Source organism: Trinickia mobilis (assembly GCF_017315705.1).
Classification (GTDB): domain Bacteria; phylum Pseudomonadota; class Gammaproteobacteria; order Burkholderiales; family Burkholderiaceae; genus Trinickia_A; species Trinickia_A mobilis.
This window is the reverse complement of record NZ_JAFLRF010000056.1, coordinates 12377-32654: the sequence shown is the minus strand read 5'-3', so window position 1 is coordinate 32654 and position 20278 is coordinate 12377. Positions and strand designations below refer to the sequence as shown.

Annotated in this window: 21 protein-coding genes; 10 read left to right on the top strand and 11 right to left on the bottom strand. The window is 63.8% G+C overall.

Annotation, left to right across the window (positions count from 1 at the left end; translation table 11 throughout):
• Both J3489_RS34045 and J3489_RS34040 read left to right on the top strand, forming a co-directional pair.
• On the top strand, positions 1 to 858 hold an 858-nt coding region (locus tag J3489_RS34045), incomplete at its 5' end, for a Tle-like phospholipase domain-containing protein (protein ID WP_207005211.1).
• Positions 855 to 1673 (top strand): ankyrin repeat domain-containing protein, encoded by an 819-nt coding sequence (locus J3489_RS34040; protein ID WP_207005210.1) that lies wholly within the window; start codon positions 855 to 857, stop codon positions 1671 to 1673. The genes J3489_RS34045 and J3489_RS34040, both read left to right, overlap by 4 nt.
• A gap of 128 nt (positions 1674 to 1801) precedes the next feature.
• Here the strand turns inward: J3489_RS34040 and purU are convergent, their stop codons facing one another.
• The gene (gene purU, locus J3489_RS34035; protein WP_207005209.1) at positions 1802 to 2680 is read right to left on the bottom strand and encodes a formyltetrahydrofolate deformylase; all 879 of its coding nucleotides are present in this window, start codon (positions 2678 to 2680) and stop codon (positions 1802 to 1804) included.
• A 226-nt stretch (positions 2681 to 2906) separates the two neighbouring features.
• Between purU and J3489_RS34030 the strand changes: the two genes are divergently transcribed.
• Positions 2907 to 3413: a thioesterase family protein gene (locus tag J3489_RS34030; protein WP_207005208.1), complete on the top strand. Its 507-nt coding sequence runs from the start codon at positions 2907 to 2909 to the stop codon at positions 3411 to 3413.
• Between the two features lie 49 nt (positions 3414 to 3462).
• Here J3489_RS34030 and J3489_RS34025 read toward each other — a convergent pair whose 3' ends face one another.
• Positions 3463 to 3747: a DUF3331 domain-containing protein gene (locus tag J3489_RS34025; protein WP_207005207.1), complete on the bottom strand. Its 285-nt coding sequence runs from the start codon at positions 3745 to 3747 to the stop codon at positions 3463 to 3465.
• 449 nt (positions 3748 to 4196) lie between these two features.
• Here J3489_RS34025 and J3489_RS34020 point away from each other — a divergent pair, with 449 nt between their 5' ends.
• From J3489_RS34020 to J3489_RS34010, 3 genes are all read left to right on the top strand, one after another.
• On the top strand, positions 4197 to 5384 hold the full coding sequence (locus J3489_RS34020; RefSeq protein WP_207005206.1) for a CaiB/BaiF CoA transferase family protein: 1188 nt from the start codon (positions 4197 to 4199) through the stop codon (positions 5382 to 5384).
• On the top strand, positions 5384 to 6235 hold the full coding sequence (locus tag J3489_RS34015; RefSeq protein ID WP_207005205.1) for a citryl-CoA lyase: 852 nt from the start codon (positions 5384 to 5386) through the stop codon (positions 6233 to 6235). The genes J3489_RS34020 and J3489_RS34015 overlap by 1 nt, the downstream gene beginning before the upstream one ends.
• 148 nt (positions 6236 to 6383) lie before the next feature.
• Positions 6384 to 7166: an IclR family transcriptional regulator gene (locus tag J3489_RS34010; protein WP_207005204.1), complete on the top strand. Its 783-nt coding sequence runs from the start codon at positions 6384 to 6386 to the stop codon at positions 7164 to 7166.
• 136 nt (positions 7167 to 7302) lie between these two features.
• Here J3489_RS34010 and J3489_RS34005 read toward each other — a convergent pair whose 3' ends face one another.
• The 4 genes from J3489_RS34005 to J3489_RS33990 form a co-directional block, all read right to left on the bottom strand.
• Positions 7303 to 7611 (bottom strand): hypothetical protein, encoded by a 309-nt coding sequence (locus tag J3489_RS34005; protein ID WP_207005203.1) that lies wholly within the window; start codon positions 7609 to 7611, stop codon positions 7303 to 7305.
• An 88-nt stretch (positions 7612 to 7699) separates the two neighbouring features.
• Positions 7700 to 8005 carry a hypothetical protein gene (locus J3489_RS34000; RefSeq protein ID WP_207005202.1) on the bottom strand — a complete coding sequence of 102 codons (306 nt, stop codon included), beginning with the start codon at positions 8003 to 8005 and terminating at the stop codon, positions 7700 to 7702.
• A gap of 189 nt (positions 8006 to 8194) precedes the next feature.
• Positions 8195 to 8494: a 2Fe-2S iron-sulfur cluster-binding protein gene (locus tag J3489_RS33995; RefSeq protein ID WP_207005201.1), complete on the bottom strand. Its 300-nt coding sequence runs from the start codon at positions 8492 to 8494 to the stop codon at positions 8195 to 8197.
• Positions 8495 to 8513: 19 nt separating this feature from the next.
• Positions 8514 to 9641 (bottom strand): VIT1/CCC1 transporter family protein, encoded by a 1128-nt coding sequence (locus J3489_RS33990; RefSeq protein ID WP_207005200.1) that lies wholly within the window; start codon positions 9639 to 9641, stop codon positions 8514 to 8516.
• 291 nt (positions 9642 to 9932) lie between these two features.
• Here J3489_RS33990 and J3489_RS33985 point away from each other — a divergent pair, with 291 nt between their 5' ends.
• Positions 9933 to 10151 (top strand): DUF2964 family protein, encoded by a 219-nt coding sequence (locus tag J3489_RS33985; protein WP_207005199.1) that lies wholly within the window; start codon positions 9933 to 9935, stop codon positions 10149 to 10151.
• Positions 10152 to 10371: 220 nt separating this feature from the next.
• Positions 10372 to 10662, top strand: coding sequence for a DUF1488 family protein (locus tag J3489_RS33980; protein ID WP_207005198.1), 291 nt, complete (start codon positions 10372 to 10374; stop codon positions 10660 to 10662).
• A 78-nt stretch (positions 10663 to 10740) separates the two neighbouring features.
• On the opposite strand, the gene J3489_RS33975 is transcribed toward J3489_RS33980, so the two are convergent.
• A complete protein-coding gene (locus J3489_RS33975; RefSeq protein ID WP_207005197.1) occupies positions 10741 to 12069 on the bottom strand; it encodes an NCS2 family permease in 1329 nt (442 codons plus the stop codon).
• A gap of 454 nt (positions 12070 to 12523) precedes the next feature.
• Here J3489_RS33975 and J3489_RS33970 point away from each other — a divergent pair, with 454 nt between their 5' ends.
• Positions 12524 to 13891 (top strand): DNA-binding protein, encoded by a 1368-nt coding sequence (locus J3489_RS33970; RefSeq protein WP_207005196.1) that lies wholly within the window; start codon positions 12524 to 12526, stop codon positions 13889 to 13891.
• A gap of 166 nt (positions 13892 to 14057) precedes the next feature.
• Here J3489_RS33970 and J3489_RS33965 read toward each other — a convergent pair whose 3' ends face one another.
• The 3 genes from J3489_RS33965 to J3489_RS33955 are packed head-to-tail and all read right to left on the bottom strand — an operon-like array spanning position 14058 to position 18106.
• Positions 14058 to 15716, bottom strand: coding sequence for an FAD-dependent oxidoreductase (locus tag J3489_RS33965; protein WP_207005195.1), 1659 nt, complete (start codon positions 15714 to 15716; stop codon positions 14058 to 14060).
• A gap of 48 nt (positions 15717 to 15764) precedes the next feature.
• On the bottom strand, positions 15765 to 16520 hold the full coding sequence (locus tag J3489_RS33960) for a slipin family protein (protein WP_207005194.1): 756 nt from the start codon (positions 16518 to 16520) through the stop codon (positions 15765 to 15767).
• Positions 16517 to 18106, bottom strand: a complete 1590-nt coding sequence (locus J3489_RS33955; RefSeq protein ID WP_207005193.1) for an NfeD family protein — start codon at positions 18104 to 18106, stop codon at positions 16517 to 16519. The genes J3489_RS33960 and J3489_RS33955 overlap by 4 nt, the downstream gene beginning before the upstream one ends.
• A 434-nt stretch (positions 18107 to 18540) precedes the next feature.
• Between J3489_RS33955 and J3489_RS33950 the strand changes: the two genes are divergently transcribed.
• Positions 18541 to 19356 carry a DUF1326 domain-containing protein gene (locus J3489_RS33950; protein ID WP_242540534.1) on the top strand — a complete coding sequence of 272 codons (816 nt, stop codon included), beginning with the start codon at positions 18541 to 18543 and terminating at the stop codon, positions 19354 to 19356.
• 478 nt (positions 19357 to 19834) lie between these two features.
• Here the strand turns inward: J3489_RS33950 and J3489_RS33945 are convergent.
• Positions 19835 to 20278: hypothetical protein (locus tag J3489_RS33945; protein WP_207005192.1), on the bottom strand; the 444-nt coding region annotated here is incomplete at its 5' end.

Here is a 20278-nt window from a genome sequence, read left to right as displayed (position 1 = left end):
TTGCGCGGACCTGTCAGCGTCGAGCCCGAACAGGCGGGCCGGGCGGCGGCGCCGAAGGTTGCGGCGCTGACCAAGGCGCAGCGGTGGAAGGAACGCAAGACGCTGATCGCGGCGGGGCGGGACCATCCGTCCGCCAAGGTCAATGCCGCTGCGCAGCGGTTGGCGCGCAATAACGTCGCGGTGGAGAAGGCGCGGCTGACGGACCATGTTTATGATCCGGCAAGGCCGGTGCCGGAGGGGTGGAGGAATGCGAGTGGGGATGCGGATGTGCTGAAACGGTATGGATTGAAAGAGGAGGATTTTGAAATTAAGGGTACAAATTTCCGGACCCAACTCTACAAGCCGGACGCAAGCGTTTTCGGCAACGATATGAATCCAACTGTGGCATTCAAGGGAACCGAAATGAGCAGCTTAGCGGACTGGAGAAACAATGCGGCTCAGGGATTGAATATGGAATCTCCCTATTATGAACGAGCAGTAAATGTTGGGAAAAAGCTAAAACAAAATGATCTTCCCATTGATATTGCCGGGCACTCCCAAGGCGGGGGATTGTGCGCAGCGGCGTCAAAAGTCAGCGGTAAGACGTGCTGGAGTTTCAATGCCGCGGGCCTGCATCCGAAAACCGTGGAGCGCTATGGTGGCACTTCGCAACCTTCGGAGATCTATGCGTACCACGTGAAAGGGGAAATCCTGACGACCTTGCAAAGCTGGCTACCGTTGCCGGAGGCCGTAGGGGCACCCTATGCGTTGGACGGCAAAGGATCTTCCATCAGCAAGCATTTCATTAGCCAGATAATCGATGGTATCGACAAGCAGAAGCAGGAAGATATTTCAATTCTTCAAGGCGTGTCGCCATGAAACGACTGCTTTCCGCTTTCATCGTGATCGGCCTATTACTGACTTCCCTTACCGCATGTGCCATGAAAAAATTCCCTGCTTCTGATTTCTTCTCGGGTTCACAACTTGTACTCGCCCAGGCAATCGAGCACGGCGACCTTCCCGAAGTGCAACAGCTTGCGCCGGTTACCGATCTGAACGTACCCGGCCGCAAGGATATGACAATACTGTTTTTCGCAGTTCAGGAAGCTCTTACGCGAGATCCCAAGCAACTGGAAATGATCACGGTGCTCGTCAAAGCCGGAGCCGACCCGCTTCAGGACGTGCCGGACTTTGGCGACGTACTTGGCGTAGTGTTGAACAGTTCGCATTATGAATTCTTACGTGCTTTACTCGATGCGGGGGTCAGTTCGAACACTACGACATCAAAAGGTACACCAATCATTTTCTTTGTTACAAGAGAGGCCACTTTCGAGTCGCTTAAGCTGTTGATTGCTCGCGGCGCTGATGTCAACCGACGGGACTCATTGCGCAATACCCCGTTGTATGAAGCATTAATGAACAACGCACTGGATCAAATTGATTTTCTGCTTGCTCATGGAGCGAGCCCCAATACCTACAACATTAATGGCGTGTCGTTCTCTCGTGCGCTTTTAAACGACATTGAAGCGAATGCTTCCGCGCCAAATTCAATCACATATAAAAAACTAATCGAAATCCGCGATCGCATCATAAAAATGGGCGTCAAATGGCCACCTGAATCGCCGACACAGCTACGTGCCCGCTGGGGAGATGCTGAAGGATGGGTGGACGACAGCAAGCACCCGTTGCCGTAGCCGAATGCACCTACCGGCGAACGAAAGTCGAATCGCGCGTAACTGACTCGTGGCGCTGCGCCAACAGCTCATATGGGGCCGCTGGGTCGTGTCGGCGCAGGGCGGTACGTTATGCACAATCAAAGCGCCTATTGAAGCACGACAGTTCGATCGCCGTTGATAAACACGCGCCGTTCGATATACGCCTTGACGGCCCGCGCGAGCGTGACGCATTCGACGTCCCGCCCGACCGCAAGCAACCGCTCGGGGCGATACGAATGATCGACGCGCTCGACCGCTTGCTCGATGATCGGCCCTTCGTCGAGGTCGTCGGTGACGAAGTGCGCGGTAGCGCCGATCAGCTTGACGCCGCGCGCGTGCGCTTGATGATAGGGCTTCGCACCCTTGAAGCCCGGCAAGAACGAGTGATGGATGTTGATCGCGCGGCCCGCCAGCTTGCGGCTTGTGGATTCCGACAAGATCTGCATATAGCGCGCGAGAATCATCAGCTCGGCGCCGCTTGATTCGAACAAGTCGAATACTTTCCCTTCTTGTTGCGCTTTCGTTTCGGTGGAGATCGGCAGATGATGGAATGGCAATCCATGCTGCGCGGCCATGGGTTCGAGGTCCGTGTGATTCGAGGCGATCCCGACGATATCCATTTTCAGTTCGCCCATGCGCCAGCGGAACAGCAAGTCCGCGAGGCAATGCTCGAGCTTGGACACCATGATGAGCACCTTGGGGCGCGCGTCGACGTCGTGGATCGCCCACGTCATATCGAAGTGCGCGGCGATCGGCGCGAACTCTTTTTGAAGCGTGTCGACACGTAGCGGCGCCTCGCTTTCGTTCGTCGCATGAAAGACGCAGCGTAAGAAGAAGCGCGAGCTGAGCTCGTCGTCGAAGACGGTGAGTTCGTCGATATAGCCGTGATGGCGGTCGAGAAAGCCGACTACGGCGGCGACTTGTCCGGCGGCGCTCGGGCAGGCGAGCGTCAGAACGAATTGACGAAGGTGATCGGATGCGGGCATGCGGGTCCCCGGAAGGTCGATGAAACGTCCCGCGCGGTAAGGGTGTAACGCGATGTGTCTCGCGCGGTGTGCCTCTAGTAAAGCAGCACAAATGGTGCGCAGATAGAATCGACGCGTCGTGATGATGGAACGGGCGCGTCACCGGCAAGGACTGAGCTGCGTCACGCACATGCGGCAAACAACCAGCGCCTGAACGCCGGGACGGCCGGCGCTTCGAGGATTGACCATGAAACACCCCCCGCGCTCACTTGCAGCGTCTTTGCCGATCTACCGCGATAGCGTCCGCGCCGAATGGGTCGACTACAACGGCCATCTGCGCGACGCGTTCTATCTGCTGATTTTCAGCTTCGCGGCCGATGCGCTGCTCGACCATATCGGCCTCGACGACGCCGCGCGCAAGGCGCGAAAGCGCTCCCTGTACACGCTCGAGGCGCACATCAACTACCTGCACGAAATCAAGGAGGGGACGCAGGTTCGCGTCGACGTACGTTTCATTGCGCACGACGCCAAGCGCCTGCATCTGTATCTGGAGATGTTCGCCGCTGATGCTGTGGAACCGGCGGCGGCGAGCGAGCAGATGCTGCTGCATGTCGATACGAATGGGCCGAAATCGGTTGCGTTCGATCCGGACATTCAAGCTCGCATCGAAGCCATAGCCGCCGCGCATGCGGCGCTTGCGCCGGCGCAGTTCAGCGGCCGCGTGATTGGATTGCCCGGTAACGCGAATCAATGAGTCAGTAGCATAGGCATTACGTCTGATGAATCGACGCAATGCCTCGTCGTTATTCGTCAGCCGATTGGCCGAAGACTTCAACCGAAATCATCGCCTTTGCATTCGACGGCGCGGGCCGATCCGCCGGCCTGAATACCGCGTCGCCGCGATGGATCGCACGGCGCGACAGCACGCAGGTTCCCGACGAGTTGGCCGACCGCCGGCGCCATCGCTGTTCGCCGTAATGGCATCGCCCGGGCTCCACCCATCGCAGGATCAGGGTCGTATCGGTACGTTCGAGGATTTCGATCTGGACGCGGCTCATGTCTAGGGCCGGAGACTGTTTTGTCTTCATTTGCTGCTTCCTTTAATCGAGCCCTGTAAATGTATGCGTGCGCGGGCAGAATATCCATTCTTAAGCCAGGTGAAACACTATTCTGTAAACGGCAACAATCGGATTCCATTATTGAAAAGCGCCGGTTGGCGCGGCTGTGAGAGTGCCGTCCGAGACAATAGGGTGCTTTTGCAACAGAGCGTTGACCCAATGCCGCGCAGACAGATCATTCTTCTGCGGAAATCCGCCGGTATTAATAGAGGGAAAATGACCGCGTCGGGGGCGGACGTGCAATAAGTCAGGTCGCGGCGCTTAAATGGCGCGCCCTCACGCGCGTGGGGGGCCGTTCTGTCTGATAGCCTCGTTCATCGTTTATCATTGGAACATCGTTCTGTGGAATAGAACGAATGCGGCGTGCAGCGCCGCATCGGCAGAATGCCGGTTGCGACACGAACCTGAGGGAGCCGGATATGGAATTGCCCTTGCACGGCATACGCGTGCTGGACCTCTCGAACGTATTGGCCGGGCCCTTCTGCGGCTATCAGCTCGCGTTGATGGGGGCGGAAGTGATCAAGATCGAGGCGCCGGGGCAGGGCGATCTCGCGCGGCGTCTCGGCGCGGACCCGAAGGCGTCGGCGCGGCAGATGGGTGCGTCGTTCGTTGCGGTGAACGCGGGCAAGCAGTCCGTCACGCTCAATCTGAAGGACCCGCGCGGCCGCGCGATTCTGCTGCAGATGGTGCGCGAGTCCGACGTGCTGATCGAGAACTTCCGTCCGGACGTGATGGATCGTCTCGGGCTCGGCTACGACGTGTTGCGCGATGCCAATCCGCGCATCGTCTACTGCGCGATTTCCGGCTTCGGCAAGGATGGCCCGCTCGCGCATCGGCCTGCCTACGACCAGATCATCCAAGGCATGTCGGGCGTGATGAGCGTGACGGGCGACGCCGAATCTGCCCCGTTGCGCACGGGCTTTCCGATCAGCGACACGGTCGGCGGCATCACGTCCGCGTTCGCGGTCGCGGCGGCGCTCGTCGATGCCGTGCGAACCGGCGCGGGCCGCATGATCGACGTCTCGATGCTCGAAGCCACGCTCGCGACGATGGGCTGGGTCGTGTCGAACTACTTGAACGCGGGCGTGAAGCCCACGCCGATGGGCAATCAGAATTTCACCGCGGCGCCTTCGGGCACGTTCCGCACCGGCGACGGGCTCATCAATATCGCGGCCAACGAAGACAAGCAGTTCGCGTCGCTGTGCCGGATCGCCGGCCACCCCGAGTGGCTCGACGATCCGCGCTTTAACGAGCGCAACGCGCGCAAGGCGAATCGCACTGCGCTGACGCAAGCCCTCGAAGCCGCGTTGGCGAGTGCGCCGGCGACGCAATGGGAGCGGGAGTTCATCGCCGCCGGCGTGCCGGCCGGGCTCGTGCTCGACGTGCCCGGCATTCTCGCGCATCCGCAAATCGCGGCACGCGGTTTCGTGGCGTCGTTCGACGACGCGGACCAGCATGTGACGCGCGCGGGCTTCCGCATGTCCGATGCCGACCCGGCGCCGCGCGCGCCCGCCCCGCAACTTTCGCAGCATACGCAGGCGTGGCTCGCCAAGCTCGGCTACGACGAAGCCGCAATCGAAGCGTTGCGCAACGAAGGAGTGATTTGATGACCGCCGACGAAACCACCACCGATAACGTCGACTACCGGCAACTCGGCGCCGACTACTGGCGCACCGACATCATCGATATCGAGCCCGGCAAGATTCACGTGCGCGGCTATCCGATCCAGGAGCTGATCGGGCGGCTGAGCTTTCCCGACATGATCTGGCTGATGCTGCGCGGCGACGTGCCGGGCAAGACGCAATCGCGCCTGCTCGAAGCTGCGCTCGTTGCGTCGGTCGATCACGGGCCGCAGGCGCCGTCGATCGCGATCTCGCGCATGGCGGTGAGCTGCGGGCTGCCGTTGAACGGCGCGATGGCGTCGGCGCTCAACACGCTCGATGACGTGCACGGCGGCGCGGGGCAGCAGTCGGTCGAGTTGTACCGGCAGATTCGCGATCGGGTGGCGCAAGGCATGCCGCTCGACGAGGCGGCAAAGGTGTGCGTCGATGCGTTCGTCGCCGGCCATGGCAAATATCTGCCGGGCTTCGGCCATCGTTTTCATCCGGTCGATCCGCGTGCGGGCAAATTGCTCGCAATGGTCGACGAGGCTGCGGCGGAAGGCGCCGTCACGGGCGAATACGCGCGTATCGCCCGCGCGATCGAAGCACGGCTTGCCTCGGGCCGCAGCAAGCCGGTGCCGATGAACATCGACGGCGCGACCGCCGTGATCTACGCGGAACTCGGGTTCGCGCCGGAACTTGCACGCGGGATTTTCTGCTTGTCGCGCGCGGTCGGCATCTTGTCGCATGCGTGGGAGCAGAGCGGACGCGGCGAGCGCAACAAGGGGCCCATGCCGCGGCAAATGCCCTATCGCTATACCGGCCCTGCAACCCGGCATATCGAGGACGCGCAATGAGCTGGAATCCTGTGCCTCGCAACATCGCGAACGGGCCGAGTCCGAACGGCCTCGTGCTGAACGGCGAACAAAACGTGCTGTTCGTCGCGATGAACCGGGATTCGAGACGGCAGCGATCTTACCCACACCAACCGCCAAACCACTGCTCATGGTTGCCGCAAAACGTCCTGCCTCCGATGCGCCGGCGCCGCCGGTTGCTTCGCCCGATGGCGTGGCCGCGCTCGATCGCGCATTCTCGATCCTGTTCGCGTTTCGCCCAGACGACCGAGGCCTGTCGCTCGCCGAGCTGGCCGCTCGCACCGGGCTTTACAAGAGCACGATCCTGCGGCTCGTCGCGTCGCTGATCCACCACCGGCTATTGGTGCGCCTCGACGACGGCCGCTATCAGATCGGCCCCGCGACGCTGCAACTGAGCGCGATCTATCAGCGCGGGCTGCAGCTCGCCGATATCCTCCTCCCGCTGATGCGGCGTCTGCGCGACGAGAGCGGCGAAAGCGTGTCGTTCTACGTGCGGCAGAAGAACTTGCGCGTGTGCTTGCATCGCGTGGATTCCACCCACGCGATTCGCGACCATGTGCGCGAAGGCGACGTGCTGCCGCTCGACAAAGGCTCGGGCGGCCGCGTGCTGAGTGCGTTCGGCGGCGCGCGCGGCGCGCTCCACGACCGCATTCGCCGCAACGGCTACTACGCATCGTCGGGCGAGCGGGATGAGGAAACGGCCGGCATTTCGACGCCGGTCTTTTCAGCCGAGCAGCGGCTTGCGGGCGCGTTGACGCTCGCCGGTCCGCGTTCGCGGGTCGACGAAGCGCTGATGATGCGGATGCGCCGTCCGATGCTGGAGGCGTCGCTCGATGCGAGCGAGATGCTGGGGGGCGATGTCGCGCCGCTGCGCGCGGCGCTGGCGCGTCTCAAGCCGGAGTGCGCGCGCTAAGCGATGCGCTGACCAAGGCGCGGGCGGGCGGTGGTGTTAGCCCGCACGCCATAAATGGCGCGCCAACTGAACAAAAATCGGTGGCGGATTAACGAGGCTTAACGAGGCTTAACGAAGCGAAGCGCGCGAATATCCGTTAAATGCGCGGCAGGTCGTCCATTGATTTTTCAACGCTGCCGTCGGGCACTTCGGTGTCGATGCCGTCGATTCCATTCGGATGCGGAACCGCCTTGATTTTCGGCCCCAGGAATCTCATGCCCCCGAGCGTAAAAAGGGAATAAACGACGTTTCCCGAACGGATGCCGCTTGCGACATCCGACACCTCGGCGATTTGTGGGGGGGAAAGCCAGTCGTGAGTTCTGGGGTCGATTGGCGCCCAGCGCACGTGCGTCACGCGATCCGTAGAAGAACTGATGCGTACGCCGTCTATAGCATACGTAGCCATGGCTGTCCCCCACTTGACTGATTTGAACATGCTAGTCCGATCAGCGGCCGGTGGGAAGTACCGGTAATTATCTGGAGAAAACGCGTTTTCAATGGCGCGCGATTTTCCATAGTATGGAGAACGTGGAGCCGCCCTCCGTGACGTATCCGGCCGACCTGCAGTTATCCGCCAGTGGATCGCATGTAATGCTTAACGTCTGTTTATCACCAAAAGTGATATTGACGGTCGCATTGGCGCCGGCAGGTTGTTTATCCGGCACTTCATAGACAAAGGCAACCGATTTCGGCGGGGTTTTCGTCCGGTCGCCAAGGATGACGAGCGTTCCGGCATGTGATGGCGCGGGGTCGAAACGCAGCTCGACGGTGTCGCCCATTTGGTTTTCGCCCGTCATCACGACCGGTTTCGAATAAAGGCCAGCAAAAGCGCTCGCAGTCAATGTAACGAAAATGAAAGCGCAAGCGGCTCTCGCAAACATGTGTTCTGACTCCGTTGAATGGCGCCGAATCCTAGCATGCGATGCCTGAGCTCCGCAGGTATCCGGACACGCGGCTTGCACACGCCGATCCGCTCGGCCCGCGCGGTGTCAAATCTCCGATGCATCGGGGACTTCGATCACGAGGTCCGATTGGGCGATTGCCACACAAGGCAGAATCAGTCCCTCGGCTTTTTCCTCGCGGCTGAGCCCCGGCCATTCGATCCGGTAGGAGACGGTGCCGCTGACGAGCCGGCAAAGGCATGTTCGGCAGGTGCCGTTGCGGCACGATCTCGGCAGGTGCACGTTCGCGAAGCCGGCGGCTTCGACAAGCGACAGCGAATCGGGCGCTTCGAATGAGCGCCCGAGGGGCTCGACGCGGACAACGCAGGGATGATCGGCAGACGACATAAACGCAGCGACACAAAGACTACGAGATGGACACGCCAAGCAGCTTGCCGACGCCGAACGTGAAGCCGGCGGCAAGCAGTCCGATCAGGATCTGCCGCAGCGCGGAGAACGCCGCGCCGCGGCCGTTGAAGAGCGACGTGAAGACGCCGACCGCGGCAAGGCCGAACGCGGCGAGCGCGACGCACAGAACGATCGCCGCAAGACCGTGAGCCCAGAGAAAGGGCGCGGCCGGAAAAATCGCGCCGAGCGAGAAGAGTCCGAACGAAATCGCCGCCGCCGACCACGGGTTGCCGCCGAGTTCCGCCGGGTCGAGGCCGAGTTCCTCGCGCGTGAGCGTATCGAGGGCTTTGTCCTTGTCACGCATGATCTGGCTCGCGACGCGGCGCGCTTCGTCCGCCTCGATGCCTTTGGCTTGATAGATCAGCGCCAGCTCGTGGCGCTCGGCATCGGGCGTGTGCTCGATCTCGTCGGCTTCCTTCGCGATTTGCGTGCGAGCCAGCTCGCGCGCGTTGGTGACCGAAAGCCATTCGCCGAGCGCCATCGAACAGGCGCCCGCGATCAGGCCCGCGAGCCCGGTCAAGAGGATCGTCTTGTTGGCGGCGCCGGCGCCCGCCACGCCCATGATCAAGCAGAAGTTCGAGACGAGTCCGTCGTTGGCGCCGAGAACGGCTGCGCGCAAGTCGTTGCCCGACGTGACGCCCTTGTGCCACGATTCGGCGCTCGCGATTTGCGCGCCCTTCGACGCGCTTGTCGATTGCCCGTTGGCGACTTCCTGCACGATCGCAGCGTGATGCTGTTCGTCAGCGGAAAGGTGCGCGGCATCGGGTTGATGCGAGTACTTGTCGCGGTCGGCGTATTCGGCGGCGGCGATCGTCGGCAGCACGAACGACGGGCCGAACGTGTGGATGAGGCCGCGCAGCAGATGCGTCTTCAGGCTTTTGCGGTGCACGCGCGCGTGCACGCCGTTCGCGTGCAACTTGTCGATCCAGAGTTGTGCGTGCCCGCGTTCCGACGCGGCGAGTTCGCTGAACACGGCGGCGCGCTTCTTGTCCGCTTCGACGTGTGCGAGCGTTTCGTAGAGCGCGGCGCTATCGAGTTCGTCGGCGAGGTTCGTCTTGTAGCGCTTGAGTTCGCGTTTCGATGCCATGTGCAAGTCGCCCCGGAGTGTCGGGTTGAAGCATACCCGAAGCGGCGCGTTCACCAAAGCGGACGGCAGCCGCTCACGTCGAGCGCGCCGATCGTGCGGCCGAACGGGTCCGTGCGGCCGCTGCCGCTCGGGACAGCCCGTCTTGCGTTCCCTGCGAAAGGTGCAATCATGAAAGCGGGGAGCGCGCACGCGCCGCGTTTCTCGGGGCCTGTGGTCAGTGGCCCGACGCCCCGAAGGAAGTCCCCTTGGGGGACGCCCCGAAGGAAGTCCCCTTGGGCGACGGGAGGCAACATGGTGCGGACGGAGTTGAGAATCGTATTGGCCGTCATCGCGGCGTTCGTCGCGATTGCGGGGATCGCCGTGGCCATCCACGGCATGCTGTTCGAGCAGGACAACTCGATGCTGTACGGCAGCATCGCAATCGGCATCGGCATCGTCGGATGTGCGGTACTGCTCAACGTCTGGCCTAAAGACACCAAAGACGAATCCGAGAATCAGCACGCGCCCTGAGATTTCACTGTAACGGATTACCGCGGTTTCGTCGGTTCACTGGTGAATGACGCCGGCTATTGCGGGAAAACTTGCTCCTCTCGGGAAACCGTCTAAAGTGAATGAAATTGGTGTGACAGGCTTGGTCCGCCAATTTGATCGCGTACCGATAACAATGGAGGCAAGTTGCAGCGGTGCGCGGCGACAAGCGTATTCATCCGTCACGGCAAAGGCGATTCCCATGCAGATCAATTTCCCGAACGAAGCCCCTGAATACTCGGGGCGCGAACTGACTTTGGCGTTCCCGGCGTTGGTCGATGGGGAGCGTGTGCAGTGCAGCATCACCGCTGAGGCGCTGGAAGATCACTTCGGCGCGGCGTCGTATCGTCTCGAAGACATGGTCGGTGCGTTCGATATGCACCGCGAGCGCATCGAGGCCGCGGCGCGCCGTCTGTTATCGGAAACCAGGGCGCAATGCCTGGTTTTGCGCAGCGGATATGTGAGGTTCTACGAGGCGAACTGGCGCGCGTAGCGTCATGCGCGGGCAGGTAAGCGGCCGCGCGGCGCCTGCGCGGGTCCTGATCGGCGCCGGCTTCGCGCCGGGCTGCAATCACTCGGACCCGAGATAGAAATAGCGGAACAGAAAGATCGCCGCGATGATCCACACGATCGCCTTGACTTCGCGCGCGCGGCCCGTGAAGAGCTTGAGCCCCGCATAGGTGATAAACCCGAACGCCACGCCGTTCGCAATCGAGTAGGTGAACGGCATCAAGAGCGCGGTCAACGCGGCCGGCACGACTTCGGTCGCATCGTCCCAAGGCAGTTGGGCGAACTCGCGCAACATCAGGCACGACACGTAGAGCAGCGCGGGCGCGGTGGCGTACCCGGGCACGACGCCCGCGAGCGGCGCGATGAACAGGCACGCGAGGAACAGGATCGCGACCGCGATTGCCGTCACGCCCGTGCGTCCGCCCGACTGCACGCCGGACGCGCTTTCGATATACGCGGTCGTCGACGATGTGCCGAGCAGCGAACCTGCGACGATCGCCGTGCTGTCGGCGAGCAGCGCCTTGTTCAGACGATGCATCTTGCCCTCGACGAGCAGCCCCGCGCGATTGGCGACGCCCATCAGCGTGCCGGTGGCGTCGAACAGCTCGACGAGAAAGAACACCAGCACGACGTTGATGATGCCGGTCGACAGCGCCGCGCGAATGTCGAGGTGAAAGAGCGTGGCATCGATCGACGGCGGCGCCGAGACGACGCCATGGAACGCATTGCCCCCAAAGAAGAAAGACAGGACGGTCACGGCCAGAATGCCGATCAGGATCGCGCCGCGAACGCGCAGGACGTCGAGCGTGACGATGACGAAGAAGCCGATGGTCGCGAGGACGACCGGCGGCTTGTGCAGATCGCCGAGCGTGACGAACGTGGCCGGATTGGCGACGACGATGTCGGCCGACTTGAGCGAAATGATCGCGAGAAAGAGCCCGATGCCGCTGGTAATCGCGACGCGAATCGAATGCGGTATGCCGTTGACGATCATCTCCCGCACGCGGAACAGCGTGACGAGCAGGAACAGACACCCGGAGATGAACACGGCGCCGAGCGCGGCCTGCCAGGTGAACCCCATGCCCTTGACGACGGTATACGCGAAGTACGCGTTGAGCCCCATGCCCGGCGCGCAGGCGATCGGGTAGTTCGCGTAGAGGCCCATGATCAGCGAGGCAAGCGCGGCCACGATGCAAGTCGCGACGAACACGGAGTCTTTCGGCATGCCGGCGTCACCGAGGATCGCCGGGTTGACGAAGATGATGTAGGCCATCGTCAGAAAGGTGGTCACGCCGGCCAGCACTTCCGTGCGCAGGTTCGTGCCCGCTTCTTCGAACCCGAAGTACCGCCTCGCCGACTCCGTGAACGAAATCCCTCTCGCTTCTGCCATGAGCTGTTTCTCCTGTTTGCCCTTCGGGGGGATACGAAAAGCCGTGATGGTACTGCAGAGAAAAGGGCGGGAAGCTCCAGTTTGGAAGCCTTGCGGCGATCTAAGGGCTCGCCGACGTTCAATAGTGTTACGGCAACGGGACTTCCGCAAGCGCTTTAAGGCGCCCAGCGATCGTCGTCGAGCAAGCAATCGAACAAGCCATCACGCGACCAGCCGGCATAAGGTGCAAGCGCCTATGAACGAGATTCATGACCTGGTGCGTCGACAACTCCCGCAACGGTTCGCGCCGCGCGACGCGCCGATGACGCTCAATTTCGAGAATACCCACCGTTAAATCATGCTGTTCCGACGATCAACGGTGAGGCAGGTGCCCGACAATCTGCAGTTGCTCGCCGCCGGCGGCGCCAAACCAATCAATGGAATTCACCCCAACTCCCGCTTTGTCGAGGTAGACATGTCAAGCAGCGTGACCATCACGGACGAAATGATCGCCGAGATCGCCAATCGGATGGCCGATGAAGGCCAAAAAATTTCGCCGCTTGCGATCTGGTCTGAAGTGCATACCGGTTCGGTGGTCGCTGTTGCCGCGGCGTTGCGCAAGTGGCGCGAAACGCGCGCCTTGCGCGCGCCCCAGGTGGCGGAGCGTCCGGCGCTGCCGGAAGTCGTCACCGATACGATGCGCGACGCGCTCGACCGGCTGTGGACCTCGGCGCAGGACGAGGCCGAGCGGGCGGTGTCGCGGCGCCTGAGCGCGATGACCCAGCGCGTCGAGGACGCGAGCAACGAGCGCGACGACGCGCTGGCGGAGCTGCAAAACACGGTCGAGGAACTCGAGACGGGGCGCAGGCAGCTCGTCGAAATGACCGACGCCTACCACGCGAAAGCCGATGAAGCCGGCCGTTTGGCGGAGGACATTGCGCTCGCGGTGCAGCGTACCGACGCGGCCGAACTGCTCGCGCAGGCGCTTGCGGCGCGCGTTGCAGCGCTCGAGGCCGAGGTGGAACGCCTGACGGCCGAACTGGCCGCGGAACGTGAAGCCCATTCGCGGCAGGAAGCCGATGCAAGCGCGAGCAGCATCCCGACGGATGACGCGCTTGCGCATGCCGCCTCGGATGCGGCGAATTCGGAGCAGGTCGCCCGGCTCGAAAGCGAACTGGAAGCCATTCGCGCTGTGCTGGAGGCCGAGCAGCAGGCGCACACGGCCCAAACCGAAGAGGCGTCCCGCGCGCGTGCCGAATTGGATTGCGCTGCGCGCGATCTGCAGGAGGCGCACGCTCAGCTCGCCACGCTGGCCGAGGCGCGCAATGCCGATGCGTCCGAGATCGCGAGGCTGTCGGCGACGTTGTCGGCGGCGCAAGAGCGGGCCGAGGTGCTGCAGCAGCATGCAACCGAACTCGCTGCGCGCGCGACGGCGCCGAACGGGGCCGTCGAAGCGCCGGGCGCCGCGGCGCCGGCGGGCGTCGACGCACAGGAGGTCGACGCGCTCAAGCTCCAGATTTCGCGCGACGCTCAGGCCCATGCCGCTGCGCTCGCCGAAGCCCGCGAGAACATGAAGAAGTGGTCCGAGTACGCAAATGGGCTCAAGCAGCAACTGGCTCAGGCGAACGAAAAAATGATCGTCATCAATGCCCGCGGGGCGGGCGAAGCCTCGTTGAGCCGCAAGCTCGCCACGGAACTGAGCCGGCTCCAGCCGGAGCACGAATTGCTGCGCCGCGAATATCAGCAGCAGTTGATCGTCGAGTCGATCAGCGCCCAGCTCGAGCAGCAGGGCTACCGGTACGACCCGAAGACGGGCGTGGTGTCGAAGCAGACCGCCGAGTGACGATAGCGGCTGCGGCGGCAAAGAAGGGCAAGCCGTTCTGCGTCCGCTAAGTGTTCGTCGAGGGCACCGGAACGGCTTTTCGTCAGAAAGAAATCAAGTTCGCGCGCGCCGTCCCCCGGGGCATCGCATGCTGGCGGCCGCTTGGCGTCGCGGCGGCGCAAGCGTTTCAACGCTCTTGCGCGGACATTTGCAAATACCGGTGCACGAACGCGATCGCCATGCTTCCCTCGCCGACGGCGGACGCAACGCGTTTGACCGGGCTCAACCTCACATCTCCGCAGGCAAAGATGCCGGGGACGCTCGATTCGAGCAGGTAAGGGTCCCGGCTCAGCGGCCAGCGTCCGGCCTTGACGACGTCGTCGCCGGTCAGCACATAGCCTCGCTTGTCGCACGCGATGTCTGCCGGCAGCCATCCGGTCTCCGCATCGGCACCGATGAAAACGAAAAGACCGCCGCAATCGTGCCGGCTGACCGTTGCGCTCGCGCCATCGCGGATGTCGATTGCCGTCAGATGCGTCTCGCCGTACGCGCCGGCCACTTCGGCGCGCAGCCTGACCGCCACGTTCGATTTCGCGGCAAGCTGCTCGATCAGGTAGCGCGACATGCTCTTCTCCAGCGCGTCGCCCCGCACGACGAGCGTGACCTCGCGCGCGTGATTCGAAAAGTACAGCGCGGCTTGCCCCGCCGAGTTGCCGCCGCCGATCAGATAGACGTCGAGCCCATGCGTCGCGCTCGCTTCGCTGCGCGCCGCGCCGTAGTAGATGCCTTTGCCGATGAAGCGGTCGAAGCCGTCGATTGCAAGACGGCGCCACGTGACGCCGGTCGCGAGGATCAGCGTGCGTGCGCGGATGACGTCGCCGCTGTCGAGGTGGATCTCGCGCGACGCGGCATCGATGCGCTCGACGCAGCGTGTCACCAGAATCTCGGCGCCGAGGCGCTTGGCCTGCTGCAATGCGCGGCTCGCGAGTTCGTCGCCCGACACGCCGTTCGGAAAGCCGAGGTAGTTCTCGATGCGCGACGACGTGCCCGCTTGGCCGCCCGGCGCCTCGCGCTCGACCACCACGGTAGAGAGTCCCTCTGACGCGCCGTAGACCCCCGCCGCAAGCCCGGCCGGTCCGCCGCCGATGATCATCGTGTCGTATTCGGCGCGGCGCGGTTTCGTCTGGAGACCCAGCCGCTCGGCGAGCTCGCGCGCCGCCGGCCGCATGAGCAGCGTGCCGTCGACCAGACGCAGAGCGGGGCAATCCTCGTCCGGCGGGCAGGTCCCGGGCCACCGCGCCGGCAGCTCGGGGGCATCGGGCGTCATCCAGTCGCAGCTGATCTGGTTGCGCGCAAGGAACTGGCGCAGCCGTGTGCAATCGGCGTCCCATCGATTGCCGACCATGGTGACGCGCGCCTTGGGCGGCTCGGCGGAGAGCCCTTGCAGTCCGCCGAGGCGCTCGCGCGCGAGCGCGCCCATCTTGGTCGCGACATCCGGCGAGGCGGCGGCGAGCTTGTAGTAGCGCTGCGCGTCCACGCGCATGACGCGCGACGGCTCGGCGGCTCGATAAGCGCCTGGGAACGGTGCACTGAGCGCGAGCGGCACCTCGCCGAAGATGGTCCCGGGCACGCGCCATCCCAACCTGCGCTCGATGCCGTCGAACGTTTTGACGACTTCCATCTTGCCGGCGAGAACGGCATAGAGCGCACGCTCGCCGCCTTCGTGGACGGCGAATTCGCCGGCGCACAGACGCAAATCGGCGGACGTGTGAGCCAGGTCCTCCAGTTCGGAATCGGGAAGCGTGGAGAAAAGCGCAATGGCCCGGATGTCGTCAATTGTCAGCATGGCTTTACGGTTGAATAACGAAAACGTCCGCAAAGACTGCGGTGCCGTTCAGCTGCGGTTGATCCACGCGTTGAGCAGTTCGATGGGGAGCGGGAAGATGATCGTGGAGTTCTTGTCGGCCGCGATGGTGGTCAGCGTCTGCAGGTAGCGCAGTTGCAGCGCTTGCGGTTGCTGCGCGATGATCTGCGCGGCCTGCAGCAGCTTCTGCGACGCCTGCAATTCGCCTTCCGCGTGAATGATCTTCGCGCGCCGCTCGCGTTCGGCTTCGGCTTGCCGTGCGATCGCGCGGATCATCGTCTCGTTGATGTCGACGTGCTTGATCTCGACGTTCGACACCTTGATGCCCCACGCGTCGGTCTGCGCGTCGAGCGTTTTCTGGATATCGGCGTTCAATTGCTCGCGCTCGGCCAGCAATTCGTCGAGTTCGTGCTTGCCGAGCACGGCGCGCAGCGTCGTTTGCGACAACTGGCTCGTCGCTTCGAAAAAGCGCGCAACCTGGATCACCGCCTTTTCCGGATCGACGACGCGAAAGTACACCACCGCGTTGACCTTGACCGACACGTTGTCGCGCGTAATGACGTCCTGCGGCGGCACATCGAACACGACGGTGCGCAGGTCGATGCGCACCACCTGCTGCACGATCGGGATGATGAGGACGAGGCCCGGCCCCTTGACCTTCCAGAACCGCCCGAGCATGAACACGACGCCGCGCTCGTACTCGCGAAAAATGCGGATCGACGAGGCGACCAGGATGACCAGAAACAGAAAAAGGATGCTGGAAAAGCCGAACGTGAAGCCGATCATGAGGATTCTCCTTGTTTTGATTCGACTACCGGCACGACAGTCAGCGTGAGGCCGCGGCGGCTCGTCACGCGCACGCGGCGTCCCGCCGCGAGCGGCTCGGTCCCCGACACGCGCCAGCGCTCGCCGTGCACGCGCGCCCAGCCGACGTTTTCGCCGGCGCTCGCGCCGCCGCCCGGAAGCAGGCCATCGTCGATGATCTCGCCGACGCTGCCGACGATCGCCTCCGACCCGCTCACGATCGGCCGCCGGCGCGCCCGCAACGCCACGTTCGACACGGCGAAGATGAAGAGCGCGCTCGCGGCGGTGAGGGCGGCGATCATCGGCACCGGCACGCCGTAGCCGGGCACGTCGGTGTCAATCAGCATCAGCGCGCCGACCGCGAACGAGACGATGCCGCCGAAGCCGAGCGTCCCGAAAGTCGGCAGGAACGACTCGGCGATCAGGAACGCGATGCCGAGAAAGATCAGCGCGAGCCCCGTGTAGTTGATCGGCAGCAGTTGCAGCGCGAAGAGGCCGATCAGGAGCGCGATCGCGCCCGCCACGCCGGGCAGCACGAAGCCCGGGTTCGCGAATTCGAAGAAGAGCCCGTACATGCCGATCGTGAGCAAGATCAGCGCGACGTTCGGATCGGTGACGACGGCGAGGAAGTGGCTGCGCCAGTCGGGCTCGAGCGTGACGACCGGCGCGCCCGCGGTGGCGAGGCGGTGGGCGCCGGTCGAGGTTTCGACGGTGCGTCCGTCGAGTTTCGCGAGGAGATCGGGCACGTCGCGCGCGACGAGATCGACGACGTGCTGGTCGAGCGCGTCGTTCGCGGACAGGCTCACCGCTTCGCGAACCGCCTTCTCGGCCCAGTCGACGTTGCGTCCGCGCAGTTGCGCGAGGCCGCGAATGTAGGCCTCGGCGTCGTGGATCTGCTTGCGGATCTCCGTCGATTGCGAATCGGTGCCGGTGGGCAACGACGCGGCCTTGTCCTTCTGTTCGTTCTGCGCGCCTTGTTTGCCGCTTTGGCCGCCGGTCACAGGCTGAGGCGGGCTCTCCGGTCCGCCGCCGCCGATGCCGAGCTGCACGGGCGTCGCCGCGCCGAGATTGGTGCCGGGCGCCATCGCCGCGATGTGGCTCGAATAGACGATGTAGGTGCCGGCGCTCGCCGCGCGCGCGCCGCTCGGGCTGATGAACGCGGCCACCGGCACCGGCGACGCAAGAATCGCCTTGATGATTTGGCGCATCGAGGTGTCGAGGCCGCCGGGCGTATCGAGCTGGATGACCGCGAGCTGCGCGCCGTCGCGCTCGGCGCGCGTGAGGCCGCGGGTGATGAAATCGGCGCTTGCCGGGCCGATCGCGCCCGAAACCGGCAGCACCAGCACCTCCGCGGGCCGCGCCTGGGCGACGGCGCAAGCGAGCGACAGGCCAAGCGCCGCGGCGACGCGTGCGAGTCGTGCGAGTCGTGCGGCATGCGCGGCATGCGCGGACGGGCGGCGAAAAGCCGCGGCGAACGCGCGGCAAGCACCACGCGGCCTGAACTTGACCTTGGCGAACGACACAACCCGGGGGATCGACGCGGTTCGAAGCAAGAGGTGCGTTTTCATCGTTTTCAGCGGCGCCAGGCGCAGGCGAGCGCCGCCGCCGGCTCGACAATGCGGGAAAGGCTTAAAAGCGGCCTGATGCTTACAGATTAGGCGATTCCCGCGCGGGCGTGACTGCTCGGAAACGCGAGCCGCGGCGGCGGTGCCGGGGCGTCGAAGAGGGCAGGGATGGGCCGCGGGCGTTTCGCGCGGCCGTCATCGAGCGGTATTCGAGGCGTTTCTGGGTGAACGCCTCGAAGAAAAGCAAGAATCAGAAGATCGAGCGCCCGCTGAGCGCCGTCAGCCATTCCAGCGCAAGCACGCTTGCGTACTGCCGCTCCGGCACTCAATCGGCTGGATTTCGCTTGGTGCGGCATCTAATCTTAACCAGGATCCTTCCGTAAGCTACGTGATAGCGGACCGAGACGGACTCGCCATATGCCCGCAATACCGGGCCAATGGACAGCCGCGCCGCGGTTTTCCTCGTGGCCTGGGCAGTCATGACGGTCGCAACGATGTCCACGGCGGCGGTCATCATTTTCATCGAGAAGACCTTGCCCGGCGGGCACCGCGTGGCGCCGCCCTGGCTCGGCAAGCGGCCCGTAGCCGGCAAGGAGGTCGACATGGCTCGTAAGCGCGCTGTGTCGCGTTGGACAACCAGCGAACATAAGGAGGCAGTCATGGGCTGGCATATTGTCGGGACCTACTATGCGCCATGCAGTTGCAAGGTTGGCTGTCCTTGCATGCTGGGTGAATCGGAAGGCGATCAGGTTTGGTGCTCCGGCGGCCAGTGGGTGCATATCGGCAGTGGGAATGTCGATGGCGTCGAAGTGGGCGGCGCCAAGCTGGCGTGGGTTGCTGATTGGCCTAAAGGTTTCCTGGGTGGCGAGGGCCTCGGGCGCATCTACTTCGATTCCTCAGTTTCGGACGCGCAGCGGGCCGCGCTCGAGCCGCTGTTCAAGGGTCAGCGGGGCGGCGTCTACGAAGTCGTCGGGCAACTCGTCAAGCAATGGCTGCCGACCCAGGAGGCGCCGATCGACATCCAGAGCGGTCCGGACGAGACGCGAATCACCGTGGGGACAATCGGCGTCGCGATCGCCAAACCGCTGCGCGGTGCCACTGGCGAGTCGACGCGGCTGCTGCACGGCGCTGCCGCCTTCCGCGACAACATTGGGCTTGCCAACGGCAAAGGCACCTCCTGGCGCGATCCCGACATGCGGCAATGGGAGAGCCTGGGGCACGCGGAGATTACCGAGTTCGACTGGAGTGCCTGACACCGGCCGAAACCAGCTAACAGCGGGCGCGGCCGTGTTCCGGCGGATGCAAGACTCCCAAATTTTTTGAGGGCCTGCGCGAGTGTTATCAGAAGATCGAGCGCCCGCTGAGCGTCGTCAGCCATTCCAGCGCGAGCACGCCTGCGCTCGGTGAAAATAAACTTGAATTGTGCGGCGCAGTGGAAGCTGCGGGATGCATGTGATTGTTGGGGGCGCAGGACGGCCAGTTCCCGTCATTCCTCTACCTGAGCAAATGGACGCTCATATGGCCGATGCGCTTCGGCAGCTGACATTCGCCTCTCAGTGTTGCCCCGAACGGGGCGGCCGGCTATATACAGCCATCGGAGCTTCCGCTAGAGAGATCGACATACGCAACGAGTCTCACGCTTCATGTTCCATACAATCGGGATTACCGGTCCGGTAGCCGCCATGACCTTCGTCGCTTGCACGAAAGGGCGGCTGAAAACAAGGCGGCCGATTACCTTGACCCGCCTCCGCCGTTCCCGCCTCCGCCGTTCCCGCCTCCGCCCGAACCGCCTCCGCCGTGGCCGCCCGCACCTGCACCCGAACCGCCTGCGCCGTGACCGCCCGCGCCTGCACCCGAACTGCCTGCGCCCGAACTGCCTGCGCCCGAACTGCCTGCGCCCGAACTGCCTGCGCCCGAACCGCCTGCGCCCGAACCGCCTGCGCCCGAACCGCCTGCGCCCGAACCGCCTGCGCCCGAACCGCCTCCGCCCGAACCGCCTCCGCCGTGACCGCCAGCGCTTGCACCCGAACTGCCTGCACCCGAACTGCCTGTGCCCGAACTGCCTGCGCCCGAACTGCCTGCGCCCGAACTGCCTGCGCCCGAACTGCCTGCGCCCGAACTGCCTGCACCCGAACTGCCTGCACCCGAACTGCCTGCACCCGAACCGCCCGCGCC

Coding starts and splice junctions, on each gene's coding strand:
- J3489_RS33950 (WP_242540534.1), top strand. CDS start 18,541: ATGGACAGCCGCGCCGCGGTTTTCCTCGTGGCCTGGGCAGTCATGACG.
- J3489_RS34020 (WP_207005206.1), top strand. CDS start 4,197: ATGGAATTGCCCTTGCACGGCATACGCGTGCTGGACCTCTCGAACGTA.
- J3489_RS34005 (WP_207005203.1), bottom strand. CDS start 7,611: ATGGCTACGTATGCTATAGACGGCGTACGCATCAGTTCTTCTACGGAT.
- J3489_RS34010 (WP_207005204.1), top strand. CDS start 6,384: ATGGTTGCCGCAAAACGTCCTGCCTCCGATGCGCCGGCGCCGCCGGTT.
- J3489_RS33965 (WP_207005195.1), bottom strand. CDS start 15,716: ATGCTGACAATTGACGACATCCGGGCCATTGCGCTTTTCTCCACGCTT.
- J3489_RS33970 (WP_207005196.1), top strand. CDS start 12,524: ATGTCAAGCAGCGTGACCATCACGGACGAAATGATCGCCGAGATCGCC.
- J3489_RS33985 (WP_207005199.1), top strand. CDS start 9,933: ATGGTGCGGACGGAGTTGAGAATCGTATTGGCCGTCATCGCGGCGTTC.
- J3489_RS34030 (WP_207005208.1), top strand. CDS start 2,907: ATGAAACACCCCCCGCGCTCACTTGCAGCGTCTTTGCCGATCTACCGC.
- J3489_RS33980 (WP_207005198.1), top strand. CDS start 10,372: ATGCAGATCAATTTCCCGAACGAAGCCCCTGAATACTCGGGGCGCGAA.
- J3489_RS34015 (WP_207005205.1), top strand. CDS start 5,384: ATGACCGCCGACGAAACCACCACCGATAACGTCGACTACCGGCAACTC.
- purU (WP_207005209.1), bottom strand. CDS start 2,680: ATGCCCGCATCCGATCACCTTCGTCAATTCGTTCTGACGCTCGCCTGC.
- J3489_RS33975 (WP_207005197.1), bottom strand. CDS start 12,069: ATGGCAGAAGCGAGAGGGATTTCGTTCACGGAGTCGGCGAGGCGGTAC.
- J3489_RS34025 (WP_207005207.1), bottom strand. CDS start 3,747: ATGAAGACAAAACAGTCTCCGGCCCTAGACATGAGCCGCGTCCAGATC.
- J3489_RS33995 (WP_207005201.1), bottom strand. CDS start 8,494: ATGTCGTCTGCCGATCATCCCTGCGTTGTCCGCGTCGAGCCCCTCGGG.
- J3489_RS34040 (WP_207005210.1), top strand. CDS start 855: ATGAAACGACTGCTTTCCGCTTTCATCGTGATCGGCCTATTACTGACT.
- J3489_RS33960 (WP_207005194.1), bottom strand. CDS start 16,520: ATGATCGGCTTCACGTTCGGCTTTTCCAGCATCCTTTTTCTGTTTCTG.
- J3489_RS33955 (WP_207005193.1), bottom strand. CDS start 18,106: ATGAAAACGCACCTCTTGCTTCGAACCGCGTCGATCCCCCGGGTTGTG.
- J3489_RS33990 (WP_207005200.1), bottom strand. CDS start 9,641: ATGGCATCGAAACGCGAACTCAAGCGCTACAAGACGAACCTCGCCGAC.